Origin of the sequence: Amycolatopsis sp. MtRt-6, from assembly GCF_017308975.1 — a bacterium.
In the GTDB taxonomy this organism is placed as follows: Bacteria; Actinomycetota; Actinomycetes; order Mycobacteriales; family Pseudonocardiaceae; genus Amycolatopsis.
On sequence record NZ_JADWPD010000004.1, the window covers coordinates 232,485 to 251,880 of the forward strand.

At 71.9% G+C, this 19,396-nt stretch carries 19 protein-coding genes; 16 read left to right on the plus strand and 3 right to left on the minus strand.

Going from position 1 to position 19,396, the window contains the following annotated elements; genetic code table 11:
- Window positions 1–5 precede the first annotated feature (5 nt).
- Entirely contained in the window at window positions 6–1,127 is a 1,122-nt protein-coding gene (locus I4Q55_RS09740; RefSeq protein WP_206785942.1) for a hypothetical protein, read from the plus strand.
- On the opposite strand, the gene I4Q55_RS09745 is transcribed toward I4Q55_RS09740, so the two are convergent.
- Entirely contained in the window at window positions 1,093–1,974 is an 882-nt protein-coding gene (locus tag I4Q55_RS09745; protein WP_206785944.1) for an aminoglycoside phosphotransferase family protein, read from the minus strand. The genes I4Q55_RS09740 and I4Q55_RS09745 overlap by 35 nt on opposite strands.
- A 91-nt stretch (window positions 1,975–2,065) precedes the next feature.
- Between I4Q55_RS09745 and argG the strand changes: the two genes are divergently transcribed.
- Window positions 2,066–3,511, plus strand: coding sequence for an argininosuccinate synthase (gene argG / locus I4Q55_RS09750; protein ID WP_206785946.1), 1,446 nt, complete (start codon window positions 2,066–2,068; stop codon window positions 3,509–3,511).
- Between the two features lie 57 nt (window positions 3,512–3,568).
- On the opposite strand, the gene I4Q55_RS09755 is transcribed toward argG, so the two are convergent.
- Window positions 3,569–4,285 (minus strand): hypothetical protein, encoded by a 717-nt coding sequence (locus tag I4Q55_RS09755; protein ID WP_206785948.1) that lies wholly within the window; start codon window positions 4,283–4,285, stop codon window positions 3,569–3,571.
- 91 nt (window positions 4,286–4,376) lie between these two features.
- On the opposite strand from I4Q55_RS09755, the gene I4Q55_RS09760 reads away from it, so the two are divergent.
- The 4 genes from I4Q55_RS09760 (at window position 4,377) to I4Q55_RS09775 (ending at window position 7,157) form a co-directional block, all read left to right on the plus strand.
- Entirely contained in the window at window positions 4,377–4,583 is a 207-nt protein-coding gene (locus tag I4Q55_RS09760) for a hypothetical protein (RefSeq protein WP_206785950.1), read from the plus strand.
- A gap of 95 nt (window positions 4,584–4,678) precedes the next feature.
- Window positions 4,679–5,020: a helix-turn-helix transcriptional regulator gene (locus I4Q55_RS09765; RefSeq protein WP_206785952.1), complete on the plus strand. Its 342-nt coding sequence runs from the start codon at window positions 4,679–4,681 to the stop codon at window positions 5,018–5,020.
- Between the two features lie 177 nt (window positions 5,021–5,197).
- A complete protein-coding gene (locus tag I4Q55_RS09770; RefSeq protein ID WP_206785954.1) occupies window positions 5,198–5,794 on the plus strand; it encodes a DUF6801 domain-containing protein in 597 nt (198 codons plus the stop codon).
- Between the two features lie 124 nt (window positions 5,795–5,918).
- The gene (locus tag I4Q55_RS09775) at window positions 5,919–7,157 is read left to right on the plus strand and encodes an FAD-binding protein (protein WP_206785957.1); all 1,239 of its coding nucleotides are present in this window, start codon (window positions 5,919–5,921) and stop codon (window positions 7,155–7,157) included.
- Here I4Q55_RS09775 and I4Q55_RS09780 read toward each other — a convergent pair.
- Window positions 7,154–8,137 carry a LacI family DNA-binding transcriptional regulator gene (locus I4Q55_RS09780; RefSeq protein WP_206785959.1) on the minus strand — a complete coding sequence of 328 codons (984 nt, stop codon included), beginning with the start codon at window positions 8,135–8,137 and terminating at the stop codon, window positions 7,154–7,156. The genes I4Q55_RS09775 and I4Q55_RS09780 overlap by 4 nt on opposite strands.
- Window positions 8,138–8,436: 299 nt before the next feature.
- Between I4Q55_RS09780 and I4Q55_RS09785 the strand changes: the two genes are divergently transcribed.
- The 10 genes from I4Q55_RS09785 to I4Q55_RS09835 all read left to right on the plus strand — a co-directional run bounded on the left by I4Q55_RS09785 (window position 8,437) and on the right by I4Q55_RS09835 (window position 19,369).
- On the plus strand, window positions 8,437–9,633 hold the full coding sequence (locus I4Q55_RS09785) for a Gfo/Idh/MocA family protein (protein WP_206785961.1): 1,197 nt from the start codon (window positions 8,437–8,439) through the stop codon (window positions 9,631–9,633).
- Between the two features lie 249 nt (window positions 9,634–9,882).
- Entirely contained in the window at window positions 9,883–11,163 is a 1,281-nt protein-coding gene (locus I4Q55_RS09790; RefSeq protein ID WP_307793164.1) for an extracellular solute-binding protein, read from the plus strand.
- 3 nt (window positions 11,164–11,166) lie between these two features.
- On the plus strand, window positions 11,167–12,141 hold the full coding sequence (locus I4Q55_RS09795) for a carbohydrate ABC transporter permease (RefSeq protein WP_206785962.1): 975 nt from the start codon (window positions 11,167–11,169) through the stop codon (window positions 12,139–12,141).
- Window positions 12,138–12,983 (plus strand): carbohydrate ABC transporter permease, encoded by an 846-nt coding sequence (locus I4Q55_RS09800; protein ID WP_206785964.1) that lies wholly within the window; start codon window positions 12,138–12,140, stop codon window positions 12,981–12,983. Before I4Q55_RS09795 ends, I4Q55_RS09800 begins: the two co-directional genes overlap by 4 nt.
- Window positions 12,984–12,987: 4 nt before the next feature.
- Entirely contained in the window at window positions 12,988–13,773 is a 786-nt protein-coding gene (locus I4Q55_RS49065) for a DUF624 domain-containing protein (RefSeq protein ID WP_242545624.1), read from the plus strand.
- Window positions 13,770–14,894: a Gfo/Idh/MocA family protein gene (locus tag I4Q55_RS09815; protein WP_206785966.1), complete on the plus strand. Its 1,125-nt coding sequence runs from the start codon at window positions 13,770–13,772 to the stop codon at window positions 14,892–14,894. Before I4Q55_RS49065 ends, I4Q55_RS09815 begins: the two co-directional genes overlap by 4 nt.
- Before the next feature lie 12 nt (window positions 14,895–14,906).
- Window positions 14,907–16,133, plus strand: coding sequence for a Gfo/Idh/MocA family protein (locus tag I4Q55_RS09820; protein WP_206785967.1), 1,227 nt, complete (start codon window positions 14,907–14,909; stop codon window positions 16,131–16,133).
- The gene (locus I4Q55_RS09825; RefSeq protein WP_206785969.1) at window positions 16,130–17,065 is read left to right on the plus strand and encodes a PmoA family protein; all 936 of its coding nucleotides are present in this window, start codon (window positions 16,130–16,132) and stop codon (window positions 17,063–17,065) included. Before I4Q55_RS09820 ends, I4Q55_RS09825 begins: the two co-directional genes overlap by 4 nt.
- 10 nt (window positions 17,066–17,075) lie before the next feature.
- Window positions 17,076–18,362 carry a polysaccharide lyase family 1 protein gene (locus tag I4Q55_RS09830; RefSeq protein WP_206785971.1) on the plus strand — a complete coding sequence of 429 codons (1,287 nt, stop codon included), beginning with the start codon at window positions 17,076–17,078 and terminating at the stop codon, window positions 18,360–18,362.
- A 236-nt stretch (window positions 18,363–18,598) separates the two neighbouring features.
- Window positions 18,599–19,369, plus strand: coding sequence for a pectate lyase (locus tag I4Q55_RS09835; RefSeq protein WP_206786409.1), 771 nt, complete (start codon window positions 18,599–18,601; stop codon window positions 19,367–19,369).
- Window positions 19,370–19,396 lie beyond the last annotated feature (27 nt).

The window sequence follows — 19,396 nt, forward strand, 5'->3', positions numbered from 1 at the left end:
CAGGGATGTTCAGAGGTGTTTTCGCGACGGCGGCGGTGGCGCTGGTGCTCACCGCGGTCCCGGCGAGTGCGGACGAACCGGGCGGCCCGGTCGACCTGGGCACGCTGCCCGGCGGGCTGACCAGCTACGGAAATCTGGTGTCGAACGCCGGAGTGGTGTTCGGGACGGCGTACGACAAGGCGTTCAACGTGCGCGGCGCCAGGTGGGACGCGGCCGGCCGGATCACCGAGCTGCCGCCGCAGCCGGGCTACGCGTCGGTCTTGCCCGCCGCGATCGCCGAGGACGGGGTGGCGGTCGGGGACTCGATGGCCGCCAACGGGTGGGTCGGGCGGGCCACGCTGTGGGGTGCGTCCGGGACGCCGGTGGACCTGCCGCCGGTGCCCGGCCATCCGAACTACGTGTATTCCAGTGTGGCGGCGATCAACGCCCACGGTATCGCTGTCGGGTACTCCTACGGCGCTCCGGCTTCGGACACGGCGGTGAAGTGGGACACGACCCAGGGGACGGTCACGGCCCTCGGCTACGGCCGCGCCTTCGCGATCAACGACGCGGGCGCGGTCCTCAGCTCGTACCGGGGGGAGTCGAAGTACTGGGACCCGGCGGGCAATCTCGTACCGCTGGAAGGCGGCGGCGCGCCCGCCGACCTCGCCAACGCGGGCACGGTCGTCGGCTCGAGCGGCTCCCACGCCGCGAAGTGGGACGCGGCGGGAAACCTCACGGTGCTCGACACCACGTGGAAGTACAGCAACGCGGAGGAGATCGGCGAGGACGGGACGATCTACGGCGAAGTGGGGATCGGGGACGGCAAGGTCCGGCCGGCCCGCTGGGACCCGGCGGGCCGGCTCACCGTCTATCCGGTCCCGGACGGTGTCCCGAGCTGGTTCGTCACCGCGAACGACACGGGCAGTGCGCTTGTGGAAGTCGGCTCCAGCGAGTTCTTCGTGTGGGGTGCCGGCGGCGGGATCACCCCGCTGCCGCTGCCGGCGGAGGACGCTTACTGCCGGGCCAAGGACCTCAACGACCGCGGCGCGGTCACGGGCGGCTGTTCGATTCCGGGCCGGAACTCGCACGCCGTGCGGTGGGACCTGCCGGTCATCGGGAACCGGGGCGGCAGCCCAGCTCGGTGAGCACGTACCGGGCGTTGGCCGAGATGACCGCGTTCGTGTTCCGGTAGTACGGCAGCTGGATCACGGCCATCGCCAACGCCCGGCCACGGCCGCGCGCCCAGGTGGCGTCATCGGGGGCCACGGCGTCGCGGAAGGCGGGCCTGGTGTCCGCGGTCAGCAGGTTCCACGCCGGGATCAGGTCGATCGCCGGGTCGCCGACACCCGCGGTCGCCCAGTCGAGGACGCCGCTGAGCCGGCCGTCGCGCAGCAGGAGGTTGCTCGGCATCAGGTCGCCGTGCAGGCGGCACGGCGGTCCGGTCCACTGTGGAGCTTCCAGGCCCGCGGTCCAGACGGCGAGGGCCGCCGCCGCGTCGAACGGCTCGTCGGTCCGGCTCAGCTCGTCGATCGCGCCGCGGGTGACCGTGTCCGCTGTGGACAGTGGCCGCCCGCGGCGGGCCGGGGGACCCTCCGCCGGGTGCGCCCGCAGCGCGCGCACGAACTCCGCCAGGTCGCGGGCCGGCGCGTCCCGGCCTTCGCGCGCCGGTGCGCCGTCGAGCCAGCTGTGCACCGCCCACGGCCACGGGTACCCCTCGGCGGGCTCGCCGACCGCGACGACGTCCGGGACCGCCACCGGCAGCTCGCCGAGGGTGCCGAGGGCCCGGCGTTCCTTCGCGATGTCGTCGGCGCCGCCCGCGGTGAGCGGCAGCCGGACCGTCAGCGAATCGCCCAGGCGGTACACGGCGTTGACCGTGCCCCCGGAGGCCAGGGGAGCGACCGGCAGGTCCGCCCACCGGGGGAACTGCCCGCGTACCAGCCGCCGGACCAGTGTCGTGTCGATGGCGTGCTCGTCGGCGTGCATCCGGCCCATGTGATCACCGAACCACGCACGTCAACGGGGTTTCCGTGAGCCAGGGCACCCCGGATTGCACGACGATGCATAGCCGTGCATAATCATTCGCATGTCCAAGGTGCTCACTTCCCTGCCCGTCGGCGAGCGTGTCGGTATCGCCTTCTCCGGTGGCCTCGACACTTCCGTAGCGGTCGCGTGGATGCGCGACAAGGGCGCGGTGCCCTGCACCTACACCGCCGACATCGGGCAGTACGACGAGCCCGACATCGAGTCGGTGCCCGGGCGGGCCGGCCAGTACGGCGCCGAGATCGCGCGGCTCGTCGACTGCAAGGAAGCCCTCGTCGAAGAGGGGCTCGCGGCGCTGACCTGCGGCGCGTTCCACATCCGCACCGGCGGCCGCAGCTACTTCAACACCACCCCGCTCGGCCGCGCGGTCACCGGCACGCTGCTGGTGCGCGCCATGCTCGAGGACGACGTCCAGATCTGGGGCGACGGCTCCACCTACAAGGGCAACGACATCGAGCGGTTCTACCGCTACGGCCTGCTGGCCAACCCCTCCCTGCGCGTCTACAAGCCGTGGCTCGACGCGGACTTCGTCACCGAGCTCGGCGGCCGCAAGGAGATGTCCGAGTGGCTGCTCGCGCACGACCTGCCCTACCGGGACAGCACCGAGAAGGCCTACTCGACCGACGCCAACATCTGGGGCGCCACGCACGAGGCCAAGTCCCTCGAGCACCTGGACACCGGCATCGAGATCGTCAAGCCGATCATGGGCGTGGCGTTCTGGGACCCCGAGGTCGAGATCCCCGCCGAGGACGTCACGATCGGCTTCGAGCAGGGCCGGCCGGTGACGATCAACGGCAAGGAGTTCGCCACCGCCGTCGACCTGGTCCTGGAGGCCAACGCCATCGGCGGCCGGCACGGCCTGGGCATGTCCGACCAGATCGAGAACCGGATCATCGAGGCCAAGAGCCGCGGCATCTACGAGGCCCCCGGCATGGCGCTGCTGCACGCCGCCTACGAGCGGCTCGTCAACGCCATCCACAACGAGGACACCCTCGCCAGCTACCACAACGAAGGCCGCCGCCTCGGCCGCCTGATGTACGAGGGCCGCTGGCTGGACCCGCAGGCGATGATGCTGCGCGAGTCGCTGCAGCGCTGGGTCGGCACCGCGATCACCGGCGAGGTGACGCTGCGGCTGCGGCGCGGCGAGGACTACTCGATCCTCGACACGACCGGCCCGGCGTTCAGCTACCACCCGGACAAGCTGTCGATGGAGCGGACCGAGGACTCGGCGTTCGGCCCGGTCGACCGGATCGGCCAGCTGACCATGCGCAACCTCGACATCGCCGACTCGCGGGCGAAGCTGGAGCAGTACGCGAGCCTCGGCATGGTCGGCGGCTCGAACCCGAAGCTGATCGGCGCCGCCCAGGCCGCGTCGACCGGCCTGATCGGCGCGATGCCCGAGGGCGGTGCCGAGGTGATCGCCTCGCGGGGCCGGACCGACGACGTCGAGCTGCTCGACAACGCCGCGATGGAGTTCGGCACGGACTGATCGCTCACGACCCGAAGGCCACCACGTTCGCCGTGGTGGCCTTCGGTGCGTTCAGGGTCAGCTCCGCGCGGCGGCGACCGCGCCGGCCACGCGGGCCGCGAGATCCGGGTCGGCCAGCTCGGGCAGCAGCCGGTCGACCGGGGTGAGGCCGGCCAGCGCCCGCGCGCAGGCCGCGTGCACGTCCGGGTGCGCCTGCGGATCGCCGGTGCGCGGTCCGTCCAGCAGCAGGCCCGGCAGGGCCAGCAGGGGCGCGACCGGGTCGCCGGGTGCCACCACGGCCGGCCCCGGGCCGGGCTCGTGGCGGCCGATCGGGTCGACCACGACATCGACGTCCCGGGCGAGGTCGGCCAGCGGGAACGCCGCGGCGTCGGCCGGGTGCCACAGCGTGATGTCGGCGGTGCCCGCGGCCAGCAGCACGGGCATCAGGAGCGGCAGGGCGGCCGGGGCGGCGACGAGGATGCGCGCGTCCGCCGGGGTCCGGCCGCGCCGGAACAACGCCACCTGGACGGCGGCCGCGAGCGCGATCGCGAGGGTGTCTTCTTCGGTGTACACCGTCAGCGCGCCGGCCAGGGCGAGCTGGGCGGTCCGGGCGGCGACGCGGTCGGCGCCGGTGAGGAACACCGCGTCCGCGTCCAGCGCCCGGACGGCGGTGATCAGCCCGGCCGTGTCGCCGGGCACCGGGCGCGCGACGGCGCGGAGCGGCGTGTGGTCGGTGAGCAGGCGGGCGGCCGCGGCGGCGTGGTCGCCGGCCACCGTGAGGACCAGCTCGGTCACGGGAATCCCTTCTCGGCGGGCCGTGGGTGTAACCTGTTCAGCAATTGCGAACATTAGCAAGTCCTGGGATGCGACAGGAGGGCGGCCGGTCGTGAACGAGTTCGAGCTGAACCTGCGGCGCCGCGTGGGCGTCGTCTACCGCGAGCTCGCGGCGGCGCGGGCGGACGGCGAGGACTACGCCGGCGAACTGCACACCGCGCGGCTGGAGGAGCTGTTCGACCTCGCCCGCCGGCACGGCATCGACGTGGCCGCGCCGGTCGACGTCGACGCGGCGATCCCGCGGCAGGGCCGGTCCTGACCGGCGTCGGGGGAGTACCCCGCGCGGCCGCGGCGGCGGCACGGCAGGATCGGGGGCATGCGCACCATCGGACGCCGTGGCGGGGAGGGCTCTTCGTGAGCAGGCCGCTGTACCAGGTCAAAGCCGAGTTCTTCAAGACGCTCGGGCACCCGGCGCGGATCCGGATCCTGGAACTGCTCAGCGAGCGCGAGCACGCCGTGTCCGAGCTGCTGCCTCAGGTCGGGATCGAGCCGGCGAACATGTCGCAGCACCTGGCCGTGCTGCGCCGGGCCGGGCTGGTGACCACCCGCAAGGAAGGCTCGGCCGTCCACTACTCGCTCACGAGTGCGGAGGTCGCCGAACTGCTCGCGGTGGCCCGGAAGATCCTGACCGAGGTGCTCAGCGGCCAGGTCGAGCTGCTGGGCGACCTCCGCGCGGTCCCGGGCGAACCCCGCTGACGCGCGTACGGGTTCCGCGCGAACAATTTGTCACCCGCGCGCGGGCGCATAACAAAAAATCGCGCGCCGGAATACCGTGCGCGTGACAAATTCCTGGTTCACCGAAAAACGTCATGGCTGGTGAGGAAGTTTTCCACCTAGTATCCGAACCGCCGTTCGACGAGGAAAGGACCAGTCATGACGGATACCCTCATGCGGAAAACCGGCCGTCGATTCCGCGGAATCGGGCTCGCCGCGCTGCTGGCCGGCGCGGTGGCCGTCGGCTCCGCGGGACCGGCCGCGGCGGCGGAGAAGACGCTGACCTACCGGGGCGGGTTCCCGCTCATCGGCGACCAGACGGTCACCGTCGTGGTCGGGGCCGAGATCCCGGCGACCGCCACCGCCGGTTCGCCGGTCTCGGTGCCCTTCAGCCTCGACGTCGACGCCGGCCAGGCCGCCGGCGACGGCCTGCGCCTGGTCGGCGCCACCAAGCTCGCCGGCACGATCAAGTCCCAGGTGAACGTCGCGATCGGCGGCCAGTCCGTGGCCATCCCGGTCGAGCTGCCGATCCCCGAGACGCCGGTGCCGGCCGAGGGCACCCTGAAGTTCACCGCGCGCGGCCAGGTGGACTTCACCGTCCCGGCCGGCACCCCGGCGGGCGAGGCGACCAGCAGCGTCGACGCCGCCGCGACCACCCACGTCGTCACCGACAGCGCCCTCGGCGAATTCGACGTCGCCCTGACGCTCGACCCGCCGGACCAGGACGCCACGCTCGGCACGACGACCGTTTCCTGAACGTCCGCGAAAATCGAGGGGCCGCCGGAATCCGCCCGGCGGCCCCTTTTCGTGCCGGTGTCCGGCGCTCGCCGTGCTCACGTAGGGTCGGGAGTGGATCTCGTACGGCGGAAGGACATGGCGGGTGGGCGAGTCGAACTGGGCCGGGAACCTCACTTACGGCGCGGACGCGGTGACGACACCGCGGACCGTCGGCGAAGTGCGGGAAGCCGTCGCGGCCGCGGCGCACGTCAAGGCCCTCGGCAGCCGGCACTGCTTCAACGACATCGCGGACTCCCCGGGCGGGCTCCTGCTGGACCTGCGCGCCCTCGACGTTCCCGTCGAGGTCGGCGACGGCACGGTGACAGTCGGCGGCTCGGCCCGCTTCGGTGACTTCGCGCAGCAGCTGCACAACGCGGGCTTCGCGCTGCCGAACCTGGCGTCGCTGCCGCACATCACAGTGGCGGGCAGCGTCGCGACCGGCACCCACGGCTCCGGGCGACGGCAGCCGGGGCTGGCCGCGGCGGTCTCCGGGATCGAGCTGGTCACCGCCGACGGCGAACTGCGGACCTTCACCCGCGCCGACGCCGAGTTCCCGGGTCTGGTCGTCGGGCTGGGCGCGTTCGGCGTCGTCACCCGGCTGACCCTCGACGTCGTTCCGGCGTTCGACGTCCGCCAGGACGTGTTCGACGACTTGCCGTGGGAAGCCGCGTACGGGCATTTCGACGAAATCGAAGACGCCGGCTACAGCGTCAGCATGTTCACGAACTGGGCGAACGACGCGATCGACCAGGTGTGGCTCAAGAACCGCGTCGACGATTTCGCCGGCCGTGCGGGGCTTTTCGGCGCGGTCCCGGCGGACGGGCCCCGCCACCCGGCGCACGCGGCCGGCATCCCGGCGGACAACTGCACGCCGCAGCAAGGGGTGCCGGGCCCGTGGCACGAGCGGCTCCCGCACTTCGCGCTCGCGTTCACCCCGAGCGTCGGCGACGAGCTGCAGTCGGAGTACTTCGTGCCCTACGGCGCCGCCACCGCCGCGATCCGGGCGGTCCGCGAGATCGGCGACCGGGTGGCCCCGCTGCTGCTGGTCTCGGAGATCCGCGCCATCGCGGGCGACGACCTGTGGCTCAGCCCCTGCCACGGCGGCGACCGGGTGGCCCTGCACTTCACGTGGCAGCCGCGGCAGGCCGAGGTCGAGGCGGTGCTGCCGGTGCTCGAGGAGCGCCTGGCGCCCTTCGGCGCGCGCCCGCACTGGGGCAAGCTCTTCCACGGCGTCCCGGCGGGCTACCCGCGGCTGACCGAGTTCCGGGCCCTGGCCGAGCGGCTCGACCCGGAGGGCAAGTTCCGCAACCCGTTCCTGAACCGGAACGTCTTCGGGAGCTAACCCGCCGGCGGGGCCGTCGTGGCGCGGACGATCAGGTGGGTGTCCAGCACCTGCGTCGTGTGCTCGTCGGCCTCGCCGTCCAGCAGGCCGAGCAGGATCGTCACCGCCGCGCGGCCCGCCGCCTCCGTGGGCATCGCGATCGTCGTCAGCGGGGGCGCCGAGATCGCCGCGAAGACCAGGTCGTCGAAGCCCACCAGGCTGATCTCCTCCGGGACCGGCACCCCCCGTGCGTTCAAGCGTGCCAGCGCGCCGAAGGCGACCAGGTCGTTGTAGGCGACGATCGCCGTCACGTCCGCCGCGAGGGCGAGGTCCGCGCCCTGGAGACCGCCCTCGAACACCGGCGGGAACGGGCCGAACTCGACCACGTCCGTGCCGTGCTTCCGCGCGGTCTCCGCCAGGCCCAGCTTGCGGGCGTGGTTCGCCCACGACGTCCGCGGCCCGCCCAGGTAGGCGCAGCGGCGGTGGCCGAGTGCGGCCAGGTGCTCGATCGCCTGGCGCATCCCGTCCGCGGCGTCCATCACGATCGACGGGATCCCGGCCACCTCCCGGTTGAGCAGCACCAGCGTCGTCTGCCCGGCGAGCGCGCGCAGCTGGTCGTCGGTCATGCTCGGGCTGCACAGCACGACGCCGTCGACCTGCTTGGCCATCCGGCGGACGAGGTTCTGCTCGGTCGCCGGGTCCTCGTCGCTGTTGGCGAACAGCACCGCGATGTCGTCCTGCCGGGCGCGGGCCTGGACGCCGTTGAGCACGCCGGTGAAGAACGGGTTGCCCAGGTCCGAGACCACGATCCCGATGTGCCCGGTGCGGACCGCGGGCCCCGGCTGCGGTGTGCCGGCCGCGTGGTAGCCCAGCTCGTGCGCCGCGGCCAGCACCCGGGTGCGGGTCTGCTGCCGGACCAGGTCCGGGGAGGTGAACGCCCGCGAGACGGTCGAGATCGACACGTTGGCCCGGCGGGCGACGTCGTGAATCGTCACGGTCACGGCTACTCCTCGGCAGGCTCCCCAGCAACATCATGGAAACGCCCGAGAGCGTTGTCAACAAATCCTGCAAACCGGCGGTCATGACTTGCAGTCGGCAGTGGTCTCTTCCAGTAAGCGCTATCTCGAAACGCACGCGGCCATTCGGAGTACCGCGGCTTCGACGATTTCGACCGAGGCTCCTGATCATTGACACGTTTGTCGCGCACACCCTACGGTGGCGACCGGAAGTTTCTCCCGAAAGCCTGACCCATTCGTCAGTTCCGCGCGGGCACCCACCGGGCCCCGCCGATCGGAGATCCATGTCGGGGAGCCGGAGCCGCACCGTGGCGGACCCGCCGAGGCTGGCGGTCGTCGGCACGTCCGGCTACGCGTTCAGCTACCTGCACCGCGCGCGGATCCTGCACGACGAAGGCCTGGTCCGGTTCGCCGGCATGGCCGACATCCGGCCGCCGTCGGCCGCCGCGAGCGCGCTGCTCCCGCCGGGTGGTACCGCGCACGCGGGCGTCGACGACCTGCTCCGCCGCTGCCGCCCGGACATCACGGTGGTCGCCACCCCGCCGCACGCGCACGTCCGGACCGGCGCCGCGGTGCTGCGCGCGGGCAGCGACCTGCTGCTGGAGACCCCGCCGGTCCTGGACCTCGACGGCTTCACCACGCTTACGCGGCTGGCCGCGGAAACCGGAGCGGCCTGCCAGACCGGGTTCCAGAGCTTCGGCTCCCCGGTGCTGCCCGTCCTCCGTGCCGCGATCGCCGCCGGGAAGCTCGGCACCGTGGCCGGCGTCGGCGCGGCCGGCGCGTGGATCCGCACCGACGCCTACTACCGCCGCAACCCGTGGGCCGGCCGCCGTTGGCTCGACGGCGAGGCCGTCGTCGACGGCGCCCTGACCAACCCCTTTTCCCACGCCGTGGCCACCGCCCTGCTGGTCGGCGGGGTCGCCGGGCGCGACCCGGCGGAGATCGCCCTCGAGCTCTACGGCACCCGCGACATCGAGGCCGACGACACCGCGTGCCTGCGGATCCGGTTCGGCGACGGGCCTGAGATCGTCGTCGCGGCCTCGCTGTGTGCCGAACAGGACCACGAGCCCTACGTCGTGGTGCACGGCGAGCGGGCGCGCGCCAAGTTCTGGTACAAGAGCCACCGCCTCGAGATCGACGACGAGCGGTTCCACCTCGGTGAACCGGCCGACCTGCTGCGCAACCTGATCGCCCACCACCTCGACCCGGACGGCGTGCCGTTGCTCGCGCCGCTGTCCGGGACCCGGGCGTTCGCCTCGGTCGTCGAAGCGGTGCGGGACGCGCCGTCGCCGTCGCGGATCCCGGCGGGCTGGATCCGCACGGTCGGCGAAGGGGCGAGCCGGCACCCGGTCGTGCGCGGGATCGGCGAAGAGGTCGCCGTCGCCGCGGACCGGCTGGCGTTGTTCTCCGAGATCGGCGTCCCGTGGGCGAGTGCCGCGCGACGGCGAGCGGGCGGCCCGGCCGCCGAACGCACCGGCTGAGCCGAGCCGGTGCTCCTCGCGCTGACGGCCCGGCCATCGACCCGGTTCCGGTAAGCGCTTTCTCAGCCTGCCCTCGTTCAGCCCGCTGAATGCCAAAACCGTTGCTGCACAAGGGCTATTCTTCCGAATTGGTCGTTGACACCGGCGCGGGGCCCTGCCTACCGTGAGCGCGCTGACAGCGTTTTCAGGCAGTTTTTCAGAAAGAATGCTGACCGGCTGAGGACGGAGAGTTCGATGGGGCGGACAACTGTGCGTGGAACCAGACGGGGTGTCGTCGCGCTGGCCGTGGTGGTCCCGTTGCTGCTGACCGGGGTGGCCGCCTGCGGCTCGGACTCCGGTGGTGGCGGCGGCGACGTGACCATCAACTTCGTGTGGTGGGGCAGTGAAGGGCGGGCGAACCTCACGAAGAAGGCCGTCGAGCTCTTCCAGCAGAAGAACCCGAACATCAAGGTGCAGACGTCGTTCTCGGCGTACGCGGCCTACTGGGAGAAGCTGGCGACGCAGACGGCCGGGGGCAAGCCGCCGGACGTGCTCAACGTCGACAGCCGCTACCTGGCCGAATACGGCGGCCGCAACGTCCTGGCCGACCTGAACTCCGGCGCGGGCAAGGCGATCTCGCTCGCCGACGTCAACCCGGAGCTGGCGGCCACCGGCGTCTACCAGGGCAAGCGGTACGCGGTGCCGTGGGCACAGAACACGCCCGCGATGATCTACGACCCCGCTGCGTACACGGCGGCCGGCGCCGACCCGGCGAAGGGCATGACCTGGGATCAGTACGCCGAGGCGGCGCAGAAGGTCAGCTCGACGGGTGGCCAGACGCGCGGGGTGACCGACTTCGGCATCCTCGACACGACGCTGGAGATCTGGCTGCGCCAGCAGGGCAAGCAGTTCTACACCCCCGAGGGCAAGCTCGGCTTCACCGGCGACGACCTGCACCGCTACTGGGAGCTGGCGAGCAGGTTCCGGGACACGAAGGCCGCCTCGCCCGCCGACGTCACGGCGTCCTACAACACCTCGCCCGAGCAGTCCCCGCTGGGCAAGAAGCTGACCAGCTCGGAGTTCGCCTACGACAACCTGCTGCCGGCGTACCAGAAGGCGAACGGCAAGCCGCTGAACGTGGCGCCGTACCCGAGCGGCGCGAACGGCGACACCGGGCAGTACCGGCGGCCGTCGATGTTCCTGGCCGTCTCCTCACGCAGCCAGCAGCAGGAGGCGGCGGCGAAGCTCGTCGACTTCCTGGTCAACGACCCCGAGGTCGGCAAGATCGTCGGCACCGACCGCGGCCTCGCGCCGAACCTCAAGGTCCGCGCGCAGCTGGCGGCCGACGCCAAGGGCAACGACAAGACCCTCTACGACTACGAAGCCGCGCTCGAACCGAAGCTCGGGGCCGCGCCGCCGGTGCCGCCGAAGGGCGCGGGCGCGATCCAGAAGCTCCTCCAGCGCACGTACGAAGAGATCGCGTTCGGCCGGATGAGCATCGGCGACGCCGTCAACCGGTTCATGACCGAAGCCCAGAAGGGACTGTCCTAGCCGATGACGACCCTGCGCACCCCGGACCCGCCGGTCGCGCCCACGGCGACCGCGCGCGTCCGGCGCCGGGACCGCCCGGCCGGGCGCCGCCGCAAGAGCCAGCCGGAGGCGTTCGCCTTCCTCACCCCGTGGTTGCTCGGCGCGGTGGCGCTGACCGTCGGCCCGATGGTGGTCTCGCTGTACCTGTCGTTCACCGACTACGACATGTTCACGTCGCCGCAGTGGGTCGGCTTCGGCAACTTCACGCACATGTTCACCGGCGACGACCGCTACCTGCAGTCGGTCAAGGTCACGCTGATCTACGTGTTCGTGTCGGTGCCGTTGAAGCTGGCGGTGTCGCTGCTGGTGGCGATGCTGCTCAACACCCGCCGCGGCGCCATCGGCTTCTACCGGGCGGCGTTCTACGCGCCTTCGCTGCTCGGCGCGAGCGTCGCGGCGGCACTGGTGTGGCGGGCGCTGTTCATGGGCGGCGGCCCGGTGAACGAGATCCTCGCGTTCTTCGGCTGGCACACGCCGAGCTGGGTCGACGACCCGCAGTTCAGCCTGGCCTCGATCGTGCTGCTGGGCGTGTGGCAGTTCGGCGCGCCGATGGTGATCTTCCTGGCCGGCCTCAAGCAGATCCCGGCGGAGCTGCACGAGGCGGCCGCGATCGACGGCGCGGGCGCGTTCCGCCGGTTCCGGCACATCACGCTGCCCATGCTGTCGCCGGTGATCTTCTTCAACCTGGTGATGGAGGCGATCCACGCGTTCCAGGCGTTCACCCCGGCGTTCGTCATCGGCGGCGGCCGCGGCGGCCCGGCCGACGCGGACCTGTTCTACACGCTCTACCTGTTCGAGGTCGGCTTCCAGGACTTCCGGATGGGCTACGCGTCGGCGATGGCGTGGGTGCTGCTGGTGGTCATCGCGATCGTGACGGCGATCGTGTTCCGGACCGCGAAGCTCTGGGTGTTCTACGACGATGCGGAGGACCGGAAATGACGGTGCTGCCGCGGAGCGCCCGCTCGGTGGGCTGGCACGTGCTGTGCCTGGTCATCGTCGCCGTGGTGCTGTATCCGTTGGTGTGGCTGGCGTTCGCGTCGGTCAAGCCGCCGGACGAGATCCTGTCCCGGCTGGCGCTGCTGCCCACCCGGTTCGTCTTCGACGGCTACACGAAGGGCTGGGAAGGGGCGGCGGGCGTCGGGTTCGGCCGCTTCTTCCTGAACTCGTTCCTGGTGGCCGGGCTGTCGGTGGCGGCGAACGTGCTGTCGTGCTCGCTGGCGGCGTTCGCCTTCGCCCGGCTGAAGTTCCGGTTCCGCGGCGTGCTGTTCGCGTTCATGATCACGACGCTGATGCTGCCGTACCACGTCACGCTGATCCCGCAGTACGTGATCTTCCAGCAGGCGGGCCTGGTCAACACGTTCGTGCCGCTGATCCTGCCGAAGCTGCTGGCCACCGAGGCGTTCTTCGTGTTCCTGATCGTCCAGTTCATGCGCGGCATCCCCCGCGAGCTCGACGAGGCGGCGATCATCGACGGTTGTTCGGTGTACCGCACGTTCTGGCACGTGGTGCTGCCGCTGTCGAAACCGGCGCTGGTGACGACGTCGATCTTCACGTTCATCTGGACGTGGAACGACTTCTTCACGCAGATGGTGTACCTGAACGACACGGAGAAGTTCACCGTGCCGCTCGGGTTGCGGTTGTTCGTGGACACCAGCAGCGAGTCGAACTTCGGCGCGATGTTCGCGATGTCGGCGCTCGCGCTGGTTCCGATCGTGCTGTTCTTCCTCGCCTTCCAGCGCCTGCTGGTCGAAGGCGTCAGCACCAGCGGCCTGAAGGGGTGAAGGAATGCGAACGCTGAAGCGATCAACAGAGTGGCGAACCGGGCTGGCCGGCTTTTCGGACTGCCTGCTGGCGGGCCTGCTGGTCGCGCTCGCCTCGATCCCGGTGGTGACGGCGGCCCCGGCGTTCGCGGCGGGCTGCCGGATCCTGGACCGGTCCCGGCACGACGTGGGAGGTCCACTGTGGACGACGTTCTGGGCCGACTTCCGCTCGGCGGCCCGGGGCGGAGTGGGCTTCGGGCTGGCGTGTCTGGTGGCGGTGGCGCTGTTCGCGGTGGACCTGGCGGTGGTGACCTCGATGCCGGGGGCGGGGGTGCTGCGGCCGGCGCTGTGGGTGCTGGCGGTGGCCGGTGTCGTCGTGGCGGCGCGGACCTGCGAGCTGGTGGCCACCGGCGCCCCGGCCGGGCAGCGGTGGGGTGGCGGGGCGCCGGCCAGGATCTCGCCCGCCCCGGCGGCAGGCGGCGCCGCTGGGCCGCGGTGGGGTGGCACCTCGCCCACCCCGGCGGTGAGCGGCGCCGCCGGGCGATGGCCGGGCGGCGGCCCGGCCGCGAGCTCGTCGCCCACTCTGCGCGGGCAGCGCGCCGCGGGTGGCGGGGCGGCGGCCGGCACCCCGGCCTGGCGCCGGGCGTTCGTCGCCGCCGCGCGGGAGACCGCCGCCGATCCCAAGAACGGCCTGCTGCTCGCCGCCGCCGTCGGCATCGCCGTGCTGCTCGTCTGGATGCTGCCGATCCTCGCCCTCGTCGTGGCCGGGCCCCTGGCCCTGGCCGCGGTCGCGACCGGCGGCCGCCGATGACGCCGGAGGTCGTCGTCTTCGGCATGGCCGGCTATGCGGCCCAGCACCTGCGCCGGGCCCGTGCCCTGCACGACCGCGGCGAACTCGTCCTCGCCGGGGCCTGCGACATCCGCGAACCCTCCGAAGAAGCCCGTGCCCTGCTGCCCGAAGGCGCGGTCGTCACCCGGGACGCGGCCGAACTGCTCGCCCGCACCACCCCGGACATCGCCGTCGTGGCGACCCCGCCGCACACCCACCTGCCCCTGGCGAAGCTCGCGCTCGCCGCCGGGTGTCACCTGCTCGTCGAGAAACCGCCCGTGCTCGACCTCGCGGCCTTCGCCGAACTCACCGAGCTGGCCCGTGGCCGCGCCTGCCAGACCGGCTTCCAGAGCTTCGGCTCCGCCGCCGTCCCCGTGGTGCGAAGAGCCATCGCGAACGGTGAGATCGGCACGGTCACCGGCATCGCCGCCGCCGGGGCGTGGATCCGGCGGGACCGGTACTTCGCGCGCGCCACGTGGGCGGGCCGCCGCCGGGTCGGCGGGCAGCCGGTCGTGGACGGCTCACTGACCAACCCGTTCGCCCACGCCGTGGCGACCGCCCTGCTCGTCAACGGCACCGCCGAGGTCCTGCCCGAGCGGACCGCCGTCGAGCTGTACCGGGCCCGGGACATCGAATCGGACGACACCGCCTGCGCGCGGCTGAGCTTCGCCGGGGCGCCGGACGTCGTCGTCGCCGCCACGCTCGACGCCGAAGCCGACCACGAGCCGTACGTGCTGGTCCACGGCACCGAAGGCCGCATCCGCTGGCACTACAAGACCGACCTGGTCACCATCGGCGGCGAACAGCGCGAGGTCGCGCAGCCGCGCGACCTGCTGGCCAACCTCGTCGCGCACCTGCGCGACGGCGAACCGCTGCTGGCCCCGCTGGCCGCGACCCGTGCCTTCACCGCGCTGGTGGAGACCGTCCGCGACGCGCCCGAACCCCTGCCACTGCCGGCCGAGTGGGTCCACGCCGTGGACAGCGGGCCCGACCGGCACTTCGTCGTGCCCGGCGTCGACCGCGACGTCGACACCGCGGCCGAGCGGCTCGCGCTCTTCTCCGAACTCGCCCTGCCCTGGACCGGCGCCGCAACGCGCGCCTGAACGAGAGAGGTGATGGCGGTGCGTCGCCACGCGATCGTCGGCCTGGGCTCCCGCGCCCAGCTGTTCGCCAAGGCCCTGGCCACCTCGCCGCGGGCGGAGCTCGCGGCCTTCTGCGACCACAACGAAACCCGCATGCGGGTGCACAACGGCTGGCTCGGCACGGAAATCCCCGGCTACCGGCCGGCGGACTTCACCGCCATGCTGGTGAAGGAACGCATCGACGTCGTCGTCGTGTGCACCCCGGACCACACGCACGCCGAGTACGTCGTCGCCGCGCTGGAGGCCGGCTGCGACGTCGTCACCGAGAAACCCATGACGACCGACGTCGAGGGCGCGCGGGCGATCCTCGCGGCCCGGCGCGAGACGGGCCGCTCGGTGCGGGTCGCCTTCAACTACCGGTACAACCCGGTGCACCGCCGGGTCCGGGAGCTGCTGGCCGGCGGCGCGATCGGGCAGGTCGGCTCGGTCGAGTTCAGCTGGCTGCTCGACACCGCGCACGGCGCCGACTACTTCCGCCGCTGGCACCGCGACAAGGCCAACTCCGGCGGGCTGCTCGTGCACAAGTCCGGCCACCACTTCGACCTCGTCAACTGGTGGCTCGGCAGTGGCCCCGAGACGGTGTTCGCCCTGGGCAGGCTGTTCTTCTACGGCGAGAAGAGCGGCCACCGCACGGACGGCGACCGGTTCGCGCTGGACCTCGACGCCTCTCCCAAGCTGCGCGCGCTCTACCGCGACGCGCAGCGGGAAGACGGTTATGTCCGGAACCAGGACGTGTTCGCCCCCGGCGTCACCATCGAGGACGACCTGTCGGTGCTCGTGCGCCATCGCGGCGGCGCGGTGCTGAACTACCACCTCCACGCCTATTCGCCGCGCGAGGGCTACCGCGTCGCGTTCTCCGGCAGCGAAGGACGCCTGGAACTCGACGTCCGGGAGAACGAGTACCCGTCCGGCGCCGAGCCGGTGCCGGAGCCGGGGCGCGCCCGGCTGACCGTGCAACGGCACTGGGAACCGCCGGAAGCCGTGTTCGACGGCGTCCTCGGGGAGGGGCACGGCGGCGGCGACGAGCGGATGCTCGCCGAGCTGCTCGGCGACGCCGAACCGGACGCGCTCGGCTGCGCGGCCGACCACGACGCCGGCCTGCAGGCGCTGCTCACCGGGCTCGCCGCGAACCGGTCCCTGGTCACCGGGCGTCCGGTGTCTGTCGAAGAGCTGCTGGGGGAGATCGGGGAGCCGGCGTGAGCCGGGCCGCGGTGGGCACGCCGGAGGTGACCGAGGAGGCCGACGGCCGGGTGTGCGTGCGCCTCGGCGACGTCGTGCTGGCCGAGTACGTCGTCGAGCCGCCGACGCCGGCCCGGGATTCGCCGAAGCCGTACCTGCACCCGCTGCGCACCACCGCCGGGGAGATCGTGACCGCCGTGCGGCCGCACGACCACACCTGGCACAACGGCCTGCAGTTCACCATGGCCCACCTCTCGGGCGAGAACTTCTGGGGCGGCCGCACCTACGTGCGCGGCCGCGGCTACACCCCGCTCGACAACAACGGCACGATCGGGCACGTCCGCTGGGAAGGCATCGACGACGCCGGCGGGCACTGCGAGCTGCGGCACGAGCTGGCCTGGCGCACCGCGGCCGGCCGGCGCTGGCTCATCGAACACCGCACGCTGCACTTCGGCGACGTCTCACCGCGCGGCGGGCACTGGACGCTCACCTGGTCCAGCCGGCTGCGCAACACCAGCGGCCACGAGCTGCGCTGGGGGAGCCCGGTGACCGAAGGGCGCGACACCGCGGGCTACGGCGGCCTGTTCTGGCGCGGGCCGCGGTCGTTCGTCGGCGGCACGGTCCGGACGTCGGACGGGAAGTCCGCGGCCGACGCGATGGGGCACCGGGCGCCGTGGCTCGCCTTCACCGGCCAGCACGACGAAAGCCTGCGGAGCTCGACGCTGCTGTTCGCCGACAGCCCGGAGAACGCTGCCCACCCCACGGCCTGGTACGTCCGCGCCGAGCCGTTCCCGGTGGTCAGCTTCGCCGCGACCTACCACCGGCCGTGGCTGCTCGAACCGGGCGAGGAGCTGACCCTGACCCACCACGTCGTCGTCATCGACGGCGCCCCGGACGCCGCCGGCCTCGCCCGGCACGCGGCCCGGGTGCTCAGGAGACAGGACACCGACTAGAGGAGCCGACATGCGCTGGAAGGCTTTCGCGGGAACCCTCACCCTGCTCGCACTGACGCTCACCGCGGCACCTGCCGAAGCCCACGGACGAGAACCCGGCCGGGTCGTCCTCGGCGCACACGACGGCTGGGCCGCCGCGACCACCGGGACCACCGGCGGCGCGGCCGCCGCTCCCGGCAACATCCGCACGGTGACCAAGCGCTCCGAACTGGCGGCCGCGCTCGCGGCGAACCCGGGCGTCCCGAAGATCATCTACGTCCGTGGCACCGTCGAGGGCAACGTCGACGCCGCCGACCGGCCCATGAGCTGTGAAAGTTTCGCCGATCCCGCCTACAGCCTCCCGGCGTACCTGGCGGCGTACGACCCGGCGACCTGGGGGAGAGTGCCGCCCTCGGGACCGCTGGAAGAAGCCCGCGAACGGTCGCAGGCCAACCAGGCCAGGCAGGTCGTCCTCGACGTCGGCCCGAACACCACGATCGCCGGGCTCGGCCGCGACGCCACGCTGCACGGGCTCACCCTGCGCGTCACCGGCGACAACGTGATCCTGCGGAACCTGCACTTCGCCGACGCCCACGACTGCTTCCCGCAGTGGGACCCGCTCGACACCGCCGACGGCAACTGGAACTCCGAGTACGACAACCTCGACCTGGTCGGCGCGACGCACGTCTGGGTCGACCACAACGAGTTCAGCGACGGCGGCAACGACGAGCAGCCGACGTACTTCGGCCGCGAGTACGAGGTCCACGACGGCCTGTTCGACATCGTGAACGGCTCGGACCTGGTCACGGTGTCCTACAACCGGCTGCACGACCACGACAAGACCATGCTGATCGGCAACACCGACAAGCCCACCTACGACGTCGGCAAGCTGCGGGTCACCTTGCACCACAACCTGTTCGCCGAAATCGGCCAGCGCGCGCCGCGGGTGCGGTACGGCCAGGTGCACGTCTACGACAACCTGTACGTGGTGCGGGATCCGGCCGCCTACACGTATTCGCTCGGCGTCGGCGTCGAGTCCCGGATCTACGCGGAGAACAACTTCTTCAGGATCCCGGCCGAGCTGCCGCCGGCCCGGTTGGTGCAGTACTGGAAGGGAACCGTGCTGCACGCGACCGGCACGCTGGTGGCCCGGGGCAGCGCATGGCCGCGCGCGGTCGACCTGCTGGCCGAGTACAACGCGGCCAACGACCCGGATCTCGGGCCGGACGTCGGCTGGAAGCCCGCCCTCGTCGAACGCCTCGACCCCGCGTGGGCCGTCCCGGCGCTCGTGCTCGCCGGGGCCGGCCCCGGTCGCTGAAACTTTCGACAGTTTCGGCGCTTCAGACGGTGCTTTCTGACGGTGTTTTCTGAAAACGCGGCGCCGGTGGCGACCATCCGGGCGACATGCGTGCTGCTGCGGCGAACGACATTGACACGCTGTGGCCCGCAACCCGAAACTCGGTGACAAGAAAGCGCTTTCACAACCCGGTCGGACGTTTCCCATCAACGCCGATGAAGCACGAGACCAGGGAGTGACGAATGATTCCCCCCAAGATGTCCCGGATCGTCCGGGTGGCGGCCGTCGCCGCGCTCGTCGTTTCGGCGGCGGTCGGCACCGGAGCCACCGCTTCGGCCGCTGCGTGGCCGAACCCGGGCAGCAGCGTGCCGGTGGGCGCGACGATCAAGGTCACCAGTGGCACCTACGACGGCGGGCTCAAGCGGTTCTACGGCACCGGCGACCTCGGCAGCGGCGGTCAGGACGAGGGCCAGAGCCCGCTGTTCCAGCTGGCCAACGGCACCACGCTGAAGAACGTCGTCCTGGGCAGCCCCGCCGCCGACGGCGTGCACTGCCTCGGCACCTGCACGCTGCTCAACGTGTGGTGGGAGGACGTCGGAGAGGACGCCGCGACCTTCAAGGGCACCTCCGCCTCCCAGACGATGACCATCGACGGCGGCGGCGCGCGCAAGGCCTCGGACAAGGTCTTCCAGCACAACGGCCCCGGCACCATGTACATCCGGAACTTCCAGGTCAACGACTTCGGCAAGCTGTACCGCTCCTGCGGCAACTGCAAGACGCAGCACAAGCGCAACGTCGTCGTGGACAACGTCACCGCGACCGTGCCCGGCAAGACGCTCGTCGGCATCAACACCAACTACGGTGACACCGCGAAGCTGACCCGGATCACCATCGTCGGGGATTCGAGCCGCAAGATCGTGCCCTGCGAGAAGTACAAGGGCGTGACCAGCGGCGAGCCGACGAAGATCGGCAGCGGCCCGGACTCGACGAACTGCCTCTACACCGCGGCCAACATCACCTACCGGTAACCGACCCGCGCCGGGGGTACCGGCCGC

Bases quoted from the DNA above. Each gene is read 5' to 3' on its own strand.
- I4Q55_RS09740 (WP_206785942.1), top strand. From the start codon at position 6: ATGTTCAGAGGTGTTTTCGCGACGGCGGCGGTGGCGCTGGTGCTCACC.
- I4Q55_RS09745 (WP_206785944.1), bottom strand. From the start codon at position 1,974: ATGGGCCGGATGCACGCCGACGAGCACGCCATCGACACGACACTGGTC.
- argG (WP_206785946.1), top strand. From the start codon at position 2,066: ATGTCCAAGGTGCTCACTTCCCTGCCCGTCGGCGAGCGTGTCGGTATC.
- I4Q55_RS09770 (WP_206785954.1), top strand. From the start codon at position 5,198: ATGACGGATACCCTCATGCGGAAAACCGGCCGTCGATTCCGCGGAATC.
- I4Q55_RS09785 (WP_206785961.1), top strand. From the start codon at position 8,437: ATGTCGGGGAGCCGGAGCCGCACCGTGGCGGACCCGCCGAGGCTGGCG.
- I4Q55_RS09795 (WP_206785962.1), top strand. From the start codon at position 11,167: ATGACGACCCTGCGCACCCCGGACCCGCCGGTCGCGCCCACGGCGACC.
- I4Q55_RS09800 (WP_206785964.1), top strand. From the start codon at position 12,138: ATGACGGTGCTGCCGCGGAGCGCCCGCTCGGTGGGCTGGCACGTGCTG.
- I4Q55_RS49065 (WP_242545624.1), top strand. From the start codon at position 12,988: ATGCGAACGCTGAAGCGATCAACAGAGTGGCGAACCGGGCTGGCCGGC.
- I4Q55_RS09815 (WP_206785966.1), top strand. From the start codon at position 13,770: ATGACGCCGGAGGTCGTCGTCTTCGGCATGGCCGGCTATGCGGCCCAG.
- I4Q55_RS09820 (WP_206785967.1), top strand. From the start codon at position 14,907: ATGGCGGTGCGTCGCCACGCGATCGTCGGCCTGGGCTCCCGCGCCCAG.
- I4Q55_RS09830 (WP_206785971.1), top strand. From the start codon at position 17,076: ATGCGCTGGAAGGCTTTCGCGGGAACCCTCACCCTGCTCGCACTGACG.
- I4Q55_RS09835 (WP_206786409.1), top strand. From the start codon at position 18,599: ATGTCCCGGATCGTCCGGGTGGCGGCCGTCGCCGCGCTCGTCGTTTCG.